Origin of the sequence: Pseudoduganella sp. R-34 (genome assembly GCF_049904655.1) — a bacterium.
Lineage (GTDB): Bacteria > Pseudomonadota > Gammaproteobacteria > Burkholderiales > Burkholderiaceae_D > Rugamonas.
Map to the genome: position 1 here is coordinate 2,916,790 of NZ_CP184572.1, position 12,835 is coordinate 2,929,624.

The window sequence follows — 12,835 nt, forward strand, 5'->3', positions numbered from 1 at the left end:
GATTGTTAGTGTTTTGATGAGAGGAGGGCGCCATGGGGCTCTTGACCTTCAGTATCAACGTCACGCTTGACGGCTGCATCGACCATCAGGAAGGCATCGCCGACGATGAGACACACGCCTTCTTCACGCGGCTCATGGATGAGGCCGGAGCGATGCTCTGGGGCCGCGTCACCTACGAGATGATGGAGAGCTATTGGCCAGCGGTCGCCGGCGGCGACGTGGAGGCGGCACCGGCGATGCGCGAGTGGGCGGTCAAGCTGCAGGCCAAGCCGAAATACGTGGTGTCGTCGACGCGCAGGGATTACCCTTGGACCAATAGCCACCATATTCCGGGCGACCTGCGTGCAGGTGTTCAGAAGCTCAAAGACGGGACCCCGGGCGGAGTACTCCTTGGCAGCGGCAAGCTCGCGACCGAATTGGATCGGCTGGACCTGATCGATGAATACAAATTCCTCGTCCATCCCAGGATCGCCGGCCACGGCCCGACCCTGTACCAAGGCGGGCTGCCCAGCACGCGGCGGCTTGAGTTGATTTCAGCGGAGCCCTTGCGCAACGGTGCAATCGCCATGCACTATCGACGCGCGCAGCTTTCGTCGTGATGCGGTAAACTGCGTGGATTGCTAATTAACCAAACGCATAGGCTGGCCCTCTGCGACCGCCAACGTGATCCGAACCGATCGCATTCTCTTCGATTCTTTGGAGCCAGTTCCCGAAGGCTTCCTGGCATGCTCAGAGCTCGTTGAGGCTGATGTATCTGGCTTTTCCGTTCCTTATGGTCTGGTGCATATGAGGAAAGCCGCCTGGCCTGAACATGTGGAGCCTGATCCATTTTGGTCATGGAGCATGTCCCAGGACAGAAATCTTGATCATGGCGCCGGTAGGATAAGAGCGGTCGGGCCATCGGTACTGCAACGTATTCTGGGGACGATCGCGACTGGCCTCGCGCGAGCAAAGAAGTCGATGGATCTGCCGGAGCCGGCCAACGTTACTGAAGGATTTGTGCTTGAAGATGGATGTGAATACTGCTTCGGTCAGGTCTTGTTGGTGCGGGGGCGTGAGCATGCGCACTATTTCCACTACCACTGCGAGTCGTGATTGACTCGAATTCGCTCGTCGACGCGGCTCGTTTTCCCTTCAAACCACCACCCAAATGCTGAAGAATCTTTTACGCTTTATTTTCATCGCGGCCTTCATCGGGAGCGCTGCCGCCGCTCAAGACTATTCGACGACCCAGTGCACAAAGTACGGCCAGCCTGAATTTGTCTTCTCCGTGGATGATGGATCTTTAGGCGAAAAGGACGCGCAGTGGTTCCGTGAGACCTTGGAAGAGATGGTCGCAGCTGGCGAGAAGTTCAAGGCCGGCGAAACACTGCTCGTCGGCCCTGTGCCCCTGAAGCTTGAAGCTGCGGAGGATGGCAAGCTTCGGGTCCTGGAGCCTGACATGAAAACGATCCCGTTCAAGTTCGTGCCAAGCGTTACCAGGACGCTCAAGATCGTGCGGCGGCAGCGCTATGCAGCCGATAGCCTGGGCGCTACGAAGGCGATCCGGTTCGCGCCATTTCATCATCCCCTGATGGTGACGCCTGGTGCATTGCAAGCGCCTTCGATCATCATGATCCGGGCAAAGAAACAGGACGGCGTCACCGGCTGGGTCCTGACGGAATTGGGAACCAAGAGCAAGTCGAAGGACGATCTAGAGGTGATGTCCGTCTACGAGGCGATGCTCAAGCGGCCGGACATCATGGATTTCCTGGCACTCCCGGAGCAATTCTCGGTCGTCGTTTCAGGCCGCAAGAAGTTTGAAATATTCAAAGACGGCACTCCAGTCGAACCGCGCAAGGGCAGCTATCTCGACATGCGCTCAAAGCAATAACGAATCCGTTGCCGGGGACGCTGGTCTCCTCGGCTCTGGCCTACCTTGTCCCGCGTTCACGGCGGCATTGGGTTTCCAGCGTTTCGGTGCCGGATACCACGAGTCCCCGATAAACGCCGCAAGGCCAGACGAAGCCGCCGTATTGTTCCATGTACCAGTAGGGTGGCTCAGAGGCGCAAGGGTCCAGATGCTTGACGTGCCAGCCATCGTTCTTCTTTCTCAGCACAACCCACAACATACGGTCGAGATCCGCCCGGCAGGTGACGCTCTTGTCCCAATCGATGTACTTGCCAGGCGGTCCCACCAGGTTTCCAACCAGGACGGCCCAGCCGGAGTCGATATTTAAGGTGTTGACCTTGATCCTGACAGGTTGGTTGAGTTCTTCAGCAGCCAGCGGCCGGATGGCGTCCAGGATTTGTTGCCTGTCGCTTGGCCCCTTGGCATGTGCCGCGCCAATGATGGCAAACGCGACCAGCGTGCCGATGAGTGCTTTCAGGTAGTTCATTGTGTCGTGATAAAATTTGCAAGTAAGCAATTTTAAGGCAGATTCAATGAAGATGGGCCCGTTGGACCAGGACACCCTGGAGGATATTCGCTATAACGCCGAGTTCGTGGAATCGGTCATCAATAAGGCGCTTGGCAAGAAGGCCGGCTACAGCATGGAGGGCGTGACCTGGCTCGACGATTTCCTGCAGCGGCAACACGAGCAAGGGGACAAGAGCTATGTCGATCGTGTCGTCAGCGTCTACGGCTCCTATCTGGGCGAGTGCATCACACGGAACGTTGGCGGCCAGTGGGTAGAACTTGACGGCACCCATGCGATTGCGTTTGACGAAACGAATGGGACGTTCCCGTTCAATAAAGTGCACAAGCATCTTAAGAATGGGCGGGAAGGGGGCGATTCTGTGCTGGGCTACTACGACAGCGTTTCGGTGCTGTTCCAGTCATTCGCCCCGCCAGCAAAGATGGACATGAATGACCAAGCCCAGATGTACCTGAACGCATTCTTCACGAAGGCTGAAATCCCGGGCGGGCTCTCGTTCAGTACTGCGCTGGGCCAGTCGAACCTGGATGGCAGCCTGGAGAGCCTGGACCGCGTCGACCATTTGCTGGACCAGATCCGCATCAAGTTCAAGCCGGACTTCGACTCGTTCCTGGACAAGCACGCCAACCAGAATTTCCTGTACCTGCTGGCCTTCTACATGGGGCACGTGATTACCAGGTCCACCGGCGGCGCGGTCAAATGGCTGTCGTACGAAGACATGTTGAGGGAAATTCCGGACAACCGGGCGATGTTCCCCGAGTGCTTCCAGACGTCGGTCACGTGCATTACGCCGGCGATGTTTTTTGTTCCACTTTATTCCATCACCAGTCGCCTGTTTGATGAGGTGACGACCAAGAGCGTGAGAATGAGCGCGGAGCTGAACATTCGAGGCGGTGACAATGTGTGAGACACGGCAGGAACTGTTTTTCATATACTTCGCGTTATGAAAATCTTCTTGCTACTGATCCTCGCCCTGGCCGCCTTGCCGGCGCACGCACAACTCTATAAGTGGACCGATGCCGACGGCAAAGTCCATTATTCCGACCGTCCGCAGGACGGCGTCAAGAGCAAAGAGATTGCAGTGCAGCGCCCTGTGGCGAAGCCGGCTGCGGCGCCTGCCGGCGACTGGCAAAGGCAGGAACTGGAATCGCGCGAACGTCGTATCCAGCGTGAGGCTGCGAATCAGGAGGCAGCCGACACTGCGGCGCGCACCGCAGGGAAGGCGCCTTATAACCCCAGCCAGCACCGCAGCAACAAGCCGATGACTGACGATGAAGTCTGCAAGCGCGATGCACAGCAGATCGAATTTTCCGAGAAGGTCCCCAAGCTGGCCTTCGGCAATTCGAACGGATCGGTCAGTGTCAGTGAAGAAGAGCGCCAGGCCATCGTGCGCCAGCGCAAGGAGAATCACGCTTTACTGTGTGGCTCGGGCCAGCGTACGCGCTAGGACGCGCCGAGTTGCCACCAGGCGGGCAGCAGGGCCTGGACTTCAGGGCGGCCGAAGCGGTCGTCGATCAGGTGCACGGTGCCGCGGTCGCTGGTGGTGCGAATCACGCGGCCGGCGGCCTGCACCACTTTCTGCAGGCCGGGGTAGAGATAGGTATAGTCATAGCCGGCCCCAAATGCAGTTTCCATGCGGGCCTTGATTTGTTCGTTGACCGGATTGATCTGCGGCAGGCCGAGCGTGGCGATGAAGGCGCCGATCAGGCGGTCGCCAGGCAGGTCGATGCCTTCACCAAAAGAGCCGCCCAGCACGGCGAAGCCGATGCCTTCGCCGTCTTCCCTGAAGCGGGCAAGGAAGGCGTCGCGCGCGGTTTCATCCATGCGGCGCTCCTGGCGCCATAGCGGCACGTTCGGGTGGCGGGCGGCGAAAAGCTGGGCCACTTTTTCCATGTAATCGAAACTGCTGAAGAAAGCCAGGTAGTTGCCGGGCTGGCGCTGGTACTGCTCGCCCATCAGCGCGGCGATTGGCGCCAGCGAGCGCTCGCGGTGCTGGTAGCGGGTGGAGATGTGGCTGGCGATATGTACCTGCAGCTGCTGCGCGTCGAAGGGCGAGGCAACATCGATCCACGCCGTGTCGGCCGGCATGCCGAGCGTGTCGGCGTAGTAGTTCCACGGACTGAGCGTGGCGGAAAACAGGGCCACCACATGCGCGGCCTCGAAGCGTTGCTTGAGGAAGGGCGCGGGCAGGATGTTGCGGACGCAAAGCACCGAGTTTGCGCGTCCAGCCGCCGCGCCACGGCCCACGTCGGATTTTTCAATGTCGAACAGCGAGTGCTCGCCGAAGTTTTCCGCCAGGCGCCCGAACAGCAGGGCGTTGAAATAGAAGTCCAGCACGTCGGCGTCGAACCAGGCGGGGTGCTCGGCCATGTAGTCGCCGATCTCGGTGCAGGCTGTTTGCAGCGCGGCCATGAACTTTTCCGGCAGCTCGGCATGGCTGGCATATTCGGCTTCCTGCGCTTTTTCCAGGGCGCTCCATTGGCGATGTACGCGGTCGAGTGGCTTGCGCAGGGCTTCGGGCGCGGTCTTGCGCAGCACGCGCAGGCGCACGTGGTCCATTTCGGCGGAGTACATCTTGCGGGCGCGCGAGACCATATTGTGGGCTTCATCTGCCAGCACGCCGACCTTCCAGCCGTTCATCTGCGTCAGGCTGTACAGCATGGCGCTGATGTCGAAGTAGTAGTTGTAGTCGCCCACCACCACGTCGGCCCAGCGCACCAGTTCCGATTGCAGGTAGTAGGGGCAGACCTGATGGGCCAGGGCCACTTCGCGCACCGAGGCGCGGTCCAGCATGGGCTGCTGCAAGGCAGCTTCCCGGGCGGCCGGCAGGCGGTCATAGAAGCCTTGCGCCAGCGGGCAGGATTCGCCGTGGCAGGCTTTGTCCGGGTTCTCGCAGGCTGTGGTCTTGGCCGCCAGCTCGAGTGCGCGCAGCGGCAGCAAAGGCGCGCTGCGCTTGATGGTTTCGACGGCGCCAAGCGCCATGCTGCGGCCGCTGGTTTTCGCGGCGAGGAAGAACACCTTGTCCAGGCCATGCTCGGCGCTGGCTTTCAGCATCGGGAAAATGCTGCCGATGCTTTTGCCGATGCCGGTCGGGGCCTGCGCCAGCAGCGAGCAGCCGCGCGCGCTGGCCTTGAACATCGCTTCCGCAAGCTGGCGCTGGCCAGGACGGAAGTCGGCATGCGGGAAGCGCAGCGCGCGCAATTGCTCGTCGCGCGCAATGCGGTGCGCCAGTTCCTGTTCGGCCCAGGCGACGAAGCGGCCGCATTGCTCTTCGAAGAAGACGCGCAGGGTGGGGGCGTCCGCCTCTTCGGTCAATACGGTTTCTTTTTGCGTGCCAATGTCGAAGTAAACCAGCGCCAGGCGCAAGGCTGGCAGATTACGCGCGGCGCACAGCAGGTGGCCGTACACCTTGAGCTGGGCCCAGTGCAGGAGGCGGTGGTTGGCGGGCTGGCGCGACAGGTCGCCGCGGTAAGTCTTGATTTCTTCGAGCTGGTTCTGGCGCGGGTCGTAGCCGTCGGCACGGCCGCGCACGTGCAGCGGGCCGAAGTCGCCGGACAAGCCGAGCTCGCGTTCGTAGTCTTCGCCACGGCGGCTCGCGACGATGGCGTGGCCTTCGATGCCTTCCTGTGCGGTCGGCGTTGGGGTGAAGCGCAGGTCAAGGTCGCCTTGCTTGGCGGTGAACTCGCACAGTGCGCGAACGGCAATGGTGTAGCTCATTCTTGCCACGCCAGGTAGCACACGGACACCGGCATGCCATGCTCGGCGCAATAGTCGATCCAGCGCAGCTGGTTGTCCTGCAGGCGGTCGCCCGGGCCTTTGACTTCCACCATCTGGTAGCGTTGTTCCGCAGGCCAGAAGCGGATCAGGTCGGGAAAACCGCTGCGGTTGGCCTTGATGTCGAGCAGGATGCGCTCGAACCACAGCTTCAAATGCGCGGCGGGGATGCAGTCCAGCGCGAGGCCGAGCAGTTCCTCATCGATCGCGTCCCAGTAGACGAAGGGCGATTGCAGCCCGGCCTTGGCGGCGAAGTTGAGGCAGATCGCGTCGCGGTAGCTGCCGTCTTCCAGCCGCGCGAAGCAGGCCTGGAACAGGGCGGCGCGGCGGCGCTGGAAGTCGGCGCTGTGCAAATCCGCCGGGCCGTGGTGGAAGGGGTGGAAGAAGGCGCCGGGAATGGCGGCGAATACCGCGTCCCAGCACAGCAGCCCAAACAATGAGTTGGCCAGCGCGTTCTCCACGTAGAAGCAGGGCGCTTCGTCCCGCCACAGGTGGTCGCGCACCACGCCTTCCACCCACCAATCCTCGGCCGGCATCGGCAGCACCAGGTCGATGCGTTCGACCGGCGTCAGCTTGTGCGCCGGCTCGCGCATGTGGCCAAGCTTGCGGCGCAGCCGCGGCGCCATGCGCAGCAGCTGCTGGCGTTCGGCTTCGCTTTCGGGCGCGGCTTGTGCGCGCTGCAGCCATTCGTAGGCCAACCCGATACGCTCGTCTTTCTCCAGCACGCGGATGGCGCGCGCGCGGGCGCCGGGATAGGCGCATTGTTCGTACAGTTCGAAGGCGGCAGCCCAATTGCCCAGTTTTTCCAGCTGCTGGCCGAACTGGAACAGCATTTTCTGGCGGCGGCTATGCAGCCATTCGTTGTCATCGGCCGGCGCCGGCAGCTCGCGCGCCAACTGCAGCGGGTCTTCGCCTGCCGCGAATCGCTCGCGGCAGGCGTGCAGGGCGAGGTAGTCGTCGATGTCGCGGCGCGAACGGAAACCGCGTGCGGCGGGCGAGAATTCGACTTTTTCGTAGCGGTAGATGCCCAGGTTGGACAATACGAATTCCGACCAGTCCTGGTGGAAGTTACCGAAGAAGATCAGGCGCAGGCGGTCGCACAGGGGCTTCGACACAATGTGATAGACCTGGTCACCGGCGTCGGCATACCAGGACGTGAAGCGGTGGCTGCCTTCGTGGCGCTCGCGCAGGGCGGCCAATTGGTCGGCCTTGCGTGCGCTGCGTTCGGCGCCGCTGAGGGCGAACACACGGGTGATCTCGGGCTTTTGCAACAAGTCGAACAGCTCGTCCAGCGTCAGCTCGGGGTCTTGCACCACCCAGCCTTGCTCGACCAGTGGGCCGGCGGCGGCGATGGAACAGCCAATCTCGGGGTAGTTCAGCCTGGAGGCGCGGAACAGTTCCCCCTTGCGCATCACCATGCGCACGAACAGGGCGCGCGATGGCTGGGGCACGGTGGGGAAGCTGGCGAGGAACTGCGCTTCCTCGTCCGTCAACAGGTCGCTATAGCGCTCGCCAATCCAATGCAGGACCTGGTGGAAGTTTTCCAGGTAGTAGAACGGATTTTCAAGGACTGGGTTCATGCAGGCGAGGCGACGCGAAAACTGTATTTATATACAGTATAACGCGCCGCAGCCTGGATTGTCAGCCCTTCTTGCTGGCCGCGTTGGCTTTCTCGACCTGCTGCTCAAAGGCGGTGACGGCGTCGCGCGTGGCCTGCGTCACCTGTTCATAGCCTTTGAAGGCGTTTTCAATGGCGTTTTTGACAATCTCCACCGCGTTGTCCGAGCCGGGGCGCACGTTCTTGGTCACGTCGTAAATCAGGGCGCTCAGGTTGGATTTGGCCTCGGCCAGGTGGGCATCGGCCGCCTTGTGGAAGTCGTTCGACATTTCGGTCAGCAGGGCGCCCAGTTGCTGGTTATAGGCGTTGGTGGCGGCCATGCCGGGCTGCAGGCGGGCGTTGATCACATCCAGCGCTTCCTGGGGCGTGGCCGAGGCATTGACTTTGCGGCCCGCCTCGATCTGGTCATCCAGCGCTTTTTTCGCCGTGGCGATGTTCAGCGCCACCGCCTGTTCCACCCCTTGCATGGCGCGGTTGGTCAGGGTGTTGAAGGTCTCCAGCTGGAACTCAAACAGCGTCTTGGTGGCGTTGGCGAACTGCTCGGGATTTTGAAACATACGGTCTCCTTGTCGAGGTGGGATGGCGTTGCTTCTTGCTTTGACTTCATTATTTATTACGCACCAACTTTTCGCAATGGGCATCTTTAAACGGCCCGGCCATTTGCACCCAGCCTTCGCCCAGCGGGGTCTGCGAGCAGGCGCGCTGGCCGTCGATCCGGCTTTGGTACAGGTACCACCAGGCCGGGCGGGCGCTGGCGATGCCGGCTGCGGTGACGGCGATCAAGAGGATGGCGAGGTGTCGTTTCATAGCGGAGCAGTCGCCGGAAGGCGCATGGTGAAGGTGGTGCCCTGGCCGGGCGTGCTGGCCACGTCGATATGGCCCGCCAGGACGCCGGTCACGATATTGTGCGTGATGTACAGCCCCAGGCCCGACTGCCCGGCGCCAAGCCGCGTGGTGTAGAAGGGATCGAATACGCGGTGCAGGTGATCGGGCGCAATGCCGACGCCGTTGTCAGCTACCGACAGCAGCACGTCGCAGCCCTCGGCGCTGCCGGTAATGGTGACTGTTGGCTCGCCGCTTGCCGGGGCGCCAAAGGCGTGCACGATGCAGTTGTCGACCAGGTGCCCGATGGCCTGGGCCAGCGGAATCGGATAGCTGTCCAGCTGCAGGCCGGGCACCACGTCCAGCACCAGGTGGGGGCGCGGTTGCGGTAGGCTGGCCCACAGGGGCGCGAGCATTTCCTGCAGCAGCTGGTCGAGGAAGAAATGGCGGCGCTGGGCGTCGGTGGTTTCGACGGCGATCTGCTTGAAGCTGCCCACCAGGTTGGCGGCGCGCTGCAGGTTGCGCTGGATAATGTCGCCCGCCTCGCGTGCGCGCTCCAGGTAGGCGTCCAGTTCCGAGCGGCGAATGCCGGCGTCGACCTGGCTGCTCAAGGCTGCCGTGAGGTCGGCCAGCGTGGAGGCGGTGATCAGGCTGTTGCCGATCGGTGTGTTCAGTTCATGCGCCACGCCCGCCACCAGCGAGCCGAGGGCGGCCAGCTTGTCACGCCGTACCAGTTCATCCTGCGTCATGCTGAGGTTTTCCAGCGCAGCTTGCAGTTCTTCGCTGGTCAGCTCCGCATGCTGCTTGGCGCGTGTCAGTTCGGTAGTGCGGGCTTCCACCAGTTCTTCCAGGTGGCTGCGGTGGCGTGCCAGTTCCGCCTCGCGGCGCGCGCGCTCGATGGCGATGCTGGCCAGGTGGCTGGCGACGCCGATCAGGCGCTGTTCTTCCGCGTCCGGATGGCGTACGGTGCGGTAGTACATGGCAAATGAGCCCAGCACGGTGTTCTCGTCCTGCATGATCGGCATGGACCAGCAGGCGCGCAGGCCGTAGTCCCGGATCAGATCCAGGTATGGCGCCCATAGCGGGTCGTGTTCGATATCCGACACCACCACGGCTTCGCGGCGGTGCATGGCGGTCCCGCAGGAACCCACGCCGGGGCCGATTGCCATGCCTTCCAGCAGGGCGGCATACGAGGCGGGCAGGCTGGGACAGCAGGCGCAGCGCATATGCACGCCGTCTTCGTCGAGCAGCATGACGGAGCACAGCACGCCCGGCGATTGCGACTCGACCAGTTGCACCAGCTTGTGCAGCGTGTCTTGCAGCGGCACGCCGCGCGCCATCATCTCCAGCAGCTGTTCCTGGCCGATGCGCAGTTCGTCTGCGCGCTGCGTGCCGGTGACGTCCACCAGGCGGATGTGGAACAGGCGCCGGCCCGGCTTGGCGATCCGCACGCCCCGCGCGTTGCATTCGACCGCGCGCCCGCTACTGTGGCGGAAGGTGATGCGGTGCACGCGCAGCTCGCCGGCCAGCACGCTTTGCATCATCGCGTTCATTTCCAGCGGGTCGCAGAAGGCGGAAAACGGGGCGGTCAGCAGTTCCAGTGCGCTGCGGCCAAGCAGTTGTTCGGCGCGATGATTCAGGTCGACCGGGCGGCCGCTGTCCATGTCGATCAGCACCACTGCATCCGGCGAGGCGGCCGCCATCATATGGTAGTTCACTTCGAGGTCGAAGCCGCCGATGCGCTGGCCCTGCAGCGCGAACAGCACATGGTCAACCACGCTGGTGGTGGCCAGGGGCAGGGTGAAGTAGCCGTCGGCGCCGGCGCGGGCGGCGCGCTCCTTTTCGTCGTTCGACGGGCGATGCGACATGAGCAGCACCGGAATGCGGCGGTTGGCGTCAGCCTGGGTCAGCCGGCCGGTCAATTCCAGCGCGGCGCCGCCGGCCAGCGCGGTATCCAGCAGCACCAGCACCACGCCTCCGGCGGAAGCCACTTCCAGGGCGTGCTGGCCGCTGGTGACCGATTCGACGCGGTAGTCGTGCCGGGCGAGCGCCAGCTCCAGCGCCGCCACGTCGAGACTGGCGCCGGTTGCCACGAGGACGGTTTTGTTCGGTTCCACGCCGCCAGTGTATTACAAGCTGGACTCGGCCTCGACCTGCGGAACGAGGATGCGTGGCAGGTTGTCCTCAATCCAGTCGACCAGGACTTCCAGCCGCTCAGCGACTTCGCGGCCCAGCGGCGTCAGGCTGTACTCGACATGGGGCGGAATCACCGGCAGGGCAGTGCGCAGCACGAAGCCGTCACCCTCGAGCGCAACCAGGGTTTGGGCCAGCATTTTCTCGCTGACGCCGCCTACTTCCTTGCGCAACTGGCTGAAGCGGTGCATGCCGCCCAGGAGTACCACCAGCACCAGGACGCCCCAGCGGCTGGTGACGTGGCTCAATACCGCCCGTGACGGACACGCTGGCGCCAGCACATTGCCCGGTCTTGCCGAGCGGCGGGACAGCGAAGCCCGCAAGGATTTTGAAGTTTTTTCCATACTTACCAAAAAGTACGTACTTACGAAAAGTTAGTGTTGAGCCTATTATAGCCCTACATCGTTTTCAACCAAGGAGAAAAACATGATCGTCGTAACTGGCGCCTCGGGCGCATTGGGGCAATTGGTGGTGGAAGGTTTGCTGGAGAAAGTGCCGGCAGCGCAAATCGTGGCGGCTGTGCGTGATCCGGCCAAGGTGGCGCACCTGGCGGCGCGCGGCGTGCAGGTGCGCCGTGCGGACTATGAAGATCCGGCCAGCCTGGATGTTGCCCTGGCTGGCGCGGATCGCGTGCTGCTGGTTTCGGCCAACGAAGTGGGCAAGCGCACGGCGCAGCACCGCGCTGTCATCGACGCGGCAAAACGTGCTGGCGTGAAACTGCTGGCTTACACCAGCATCCTGCACGCAGACAGCTCGCCGCTGCGCCTGACCGAGGAGCACGTCGCCACGGAAGCAGCGATCCGCGCTAGCGGCCTGGCGTATTCTTTCTTGCGCAATGGCTGGTACGTCGAGAATTTCAATAGCCGGATCCAGGGCGCCGTCCAATGGGGCGAGCTGGTAGGGAGCGCAGGCGAGGGCCGCATTTCGGCAGCCGCGCGCGCCGACTATGCGGCTGCCGCGGTGGCTGTGCTGACGACGGAAGCCCCGCAGCCGGTGTATGAACTGGCCGGCAGCACCTCGTTCACGCTGGCGGAACTGGCCGCAGAGGCAGCGCGCCAGTCCGGCAAGGCTGCCGTGTACCGCGATGTCCCGCCGGCGGAATTTGCCAACGTGCTGGCTGGCGTCGGCGTACCTGCACCTTGGCCTGAATTGCTGGCCGATTCGGATGCCGGCTCGGCACTCGGCGGTTTGTTCGATGACGGGAAAGCGCTGGAGAAGCTGATCGGCCGCCCAACCCGCAGCCTGTCGCAAGCAGTGGAAGCGGCGCTGAACGCGTAAATGAAAAAAGCCCTTCAGCCTGAACGCGCTCTAGATCGCGCTCAGTGCAGAAGGGCTTTTTTGCGGAATTCTTGGTGCCCACGGAGGGACTCGAACCCCCACACCTCGCGGCACATGGACCTGAACCATGCGCGTCTACCAATTCCGCCACGTGGGCACTGGTACTGCATTTGTCTCAGAAGGTAGCGTTTGGTGCCCACGGAGGGACTCGAACCCCCACACCTCGCGGCACATGGACCTGAACCATGCGCGTCTACCAATTCCGCCACGTGGGCGCTAACTTCTTCAACTCTCTGTTGCGGTGTTGTGTGCAACAGAGGCACGCATATTAATGGTCGAGACCGAATCGGTCAAGCCTTAATTAATAATTTCGTGCAACTTTTTCCAATTCGGGGTCAGGTCTGTCATTTGGACAGCCGTGGCGCACCTTTGACATGTCTCAAGAGGTGGCGGAAAAGTCATGCTGCGGGTAGATTATTCGACTGCAGAAACTTGCAGATATGATTTGATGAAGATCAAATGCCTGGTCTCTGTGTCCAAATGACAGACCTGACCCCGAATTTGGCGGAAACAAAAAAGCCGCTTTTCAGCGGCTTTTCTGCGGAATTTTTGGTGCCCACGGAGGGACTCGAACCCCCACACCTCGCGGCACATGGACCTGAACCATGCGCGTCTACCAATTCCGCCACGTGGGCATTGTCGCGTTGTTCTGCAACGAGGCACGCATAGTAAA

The 12,835-nt window shown here is 62.2% G+C and carries 13 protein-coding genes and 3 tRNA genes; 6 read left to right on the forward strand and 10 right to left on the reverse strand.

Annotation, left to right across the window (positions count from 1 at the left end; translation table 11 throughout):
- Positions 1-32 precede the first annotated feature (32 nt).
- The 3 genes from ACN9MW_RS13525 (at position 33) to ACN9MW_RS13535 (ending at position 1,873) form a co-directional block, all read left to right on the forward strand.
- Entirely contained in the window at positions 33-599 is a 567-nt protein-coding gene (locus ACN9MW_RS13525; protein WP_426171415.1) for a dihydrofolate reductase family protein, read from the forward strand.
- Positions 600-663: 64 nt separating this feature from the next.
- A complete protein-coding gene (locus ACN9MW_RS13530) occupies positions 664-1,095 on the forward strand; it encodes a hypothetical protein (protein WP_426171417.1) in 432 nt (143 codons plus the stop codon).
- 55 nt (positions 1,096-1,150) lie between these two features.
- On the forward strand, positions 1,151-1,873 hold the full coding sequence (locus ACN9MW_RS13535) for an immunity protein Imm33 domain-containing protein (RefSeq protein WP_426171418.1): 723 nt from the start codon (positions 1,151-1,153) through the stop codon (positions 1,871-1,873).
- A 40-nt stretch (positions 1,874-1,913) separates the two neighbouring features.
- Here ACN9MW_RS13535 and ACN9MW_RS13540 read toward each other — a convergent pair whose 3' ends face one another.
- Positions 1,914-2,378 (reverse strand): hypothetical protein, encoded by a 465-nt coding sequence (locus ACN9MW_RS13540; RefSeq protein WP_426171420.1) that lies wholly within the window; start codon positions 2,376-2,378, stop codon positions 1,914-1,916.
- Between the two features lie 46 nt (positions 2,379-2,424).
- On the opposite strand from ACN9MW_RS13540, the gene ACN9MW_RS13545 reads away from it, so the two are divergent.
- Complete coding sequence (locus tag ACN9MW_RS13545) at positions 2,425-3,324, forward strand: hypothetical protein (protein WP_426171422.1); 900 nt, start codon at positions 2,425-2,427, stop codon at positions 3,322-3,324.
- A 48-nt stretch (positions 3,325-3,372) separates the two neighbouring features.
- Positions 3,373-3,864 (forward strand): DUF4124 domain-containing protein, encoded by a 492-nt coding sequence (locus ACN9MW_RS13550; protein ID WP_426171423.1) that lies wholly within the window; start codon positions 3,373-3,375, stop codon positions 3,862-3,864.
- On the opposite strand, the gene ACN9MW_RS13555 is transcribed toward ACN9MW_RS13550, so the two are convergent.
- The 6 genes from ACN9MW_RS13555 to ACN9MW_RS13580 form a co-directional block, all read right to left on the reverse strand.
- Positions 3,861-6,134, reverse strand: coding sequence for a helicase C-terminal domain-containing protein (locus ACN9MW_RS13555; RefSeq protein ID WP_426171425.1), 2,274 nt, complete (start codon positions 6,132-6,134; stop codon positions 3,861-3,863). The two genes, ACN9MW_RS13550 and ACN9MW_RS13555, sit on opposite strands and share 4 nt — an antisense overlap.
- A complete protein-coding gene (locus ACN9MW_RS13560; protein WP_426171427.1) occupies positions 6,131-7,771 on the reverse strand; it encodes a VRR-NUC domain-containing protein in 1,641 nt (546 codons plus the stop codon). Before ACN9MW_RS13560 ends, ACN9MW_RS13555 begins: the two co-directional genes overlap by 4 nt.
- Positions 7,772-7,832: 61 nt before the next feature.
- On the reverse strand, positions 7,833-8,366 hold the full coding sequence (locus ACN9MW_RS13565) for a phasin family protein (protein WP_426171429.1): 534 nt from the start codon (positions 8,364-8,366) through the stop codon (positions 7,833-7,835).
- A gap of 49 nt (positions 8,367-8,415) precedes the next feature.
- A complete protein-coding gene (locus tag ACN9MW_RS13570; protein WP_426171431.1) occupies positions 8,416-8,616 on the reverse strand; it encodes a hypothetical protein in 201 nt (66 codons plus the stop codon).
- Positions 8,613-10,748 carry an ATP-binding protein gene (locus ACN9MW_RS13575; protein WP_426171432.1) on the reverse strand — a complete coding sequence of 712 codons (2,136 nt, stop codon included), beginning with the start codon at positions 10,746-10,748 and terminating at the stop codon, positions 8,613-8,615. Before ACN9MW_RS13575 ends, ACN9MW_RS13570 begins: the two co-directional genes overlap by 4 nt.
- 12 nt (positions 10,749-10,760) lie before the next feature.
- Complete coding sequence (locus ACN9MW_RS13580) at positions 10,761-11,168, reverse strand: winged helix-turn-helix transcriptional regulator (RefSeq protein ID WP_426171434.1); 408 nt, start codon at positions 11,166-11,168, stop codon at positions 10,761-10,763.
- Positions 11,169-11,250: 82 nt separating this feature from the next.
- Between ACN9MW_RS13580 and ACN9MW_RS13585 the strand changes: the two genes are divergently transcribed.
- Positions 11,251-12,102, forward strand: coding sequence for an NAD(P)H-binding protein (locus tag ACN9MW_RS13585; RefSeq protein WP_426171436.1), 852 nt, complete (start codon positions 11,251-11,253; stop codon positions 12,100-12,102).
- Between the two features lie 72 nt (positions 12,103-12,174).
- Here the strand turns inward: ACN9MW_RS13585 and ACN9MW_RS13590 are convergent.
- The 3 genes from ACN9MW_RS13590 to ACN9MW_RS13600 all read right to left on the reverse strand — a co-directional run bounded on the left by ACN9MW_RS13590 (position 12,175) and on the right by ACN9MW_RS13600 (position 12,797).
- A tRNA-Leu gene (locus ACN9MW_RS13590) sits at positions 12,175-12,259 on the reverse strand.
- 33 nt (positions 12,260-12,292) lie between these two features.
- A tRNA-Leu gene (locus ACN9MW_RS13595) sits at positions 12,293-12,377 on the reverse strand.
- 335 nt (positions 12,378-12,712) lie between these two features.
- Positions 12,713-12,797, reverse strand: a tRNA-Leu gene (locus tag ACN9MW_RS13600).
- Between the last annotated feature and the right edge of the window lie 38 nt (positions 12,798-12,835).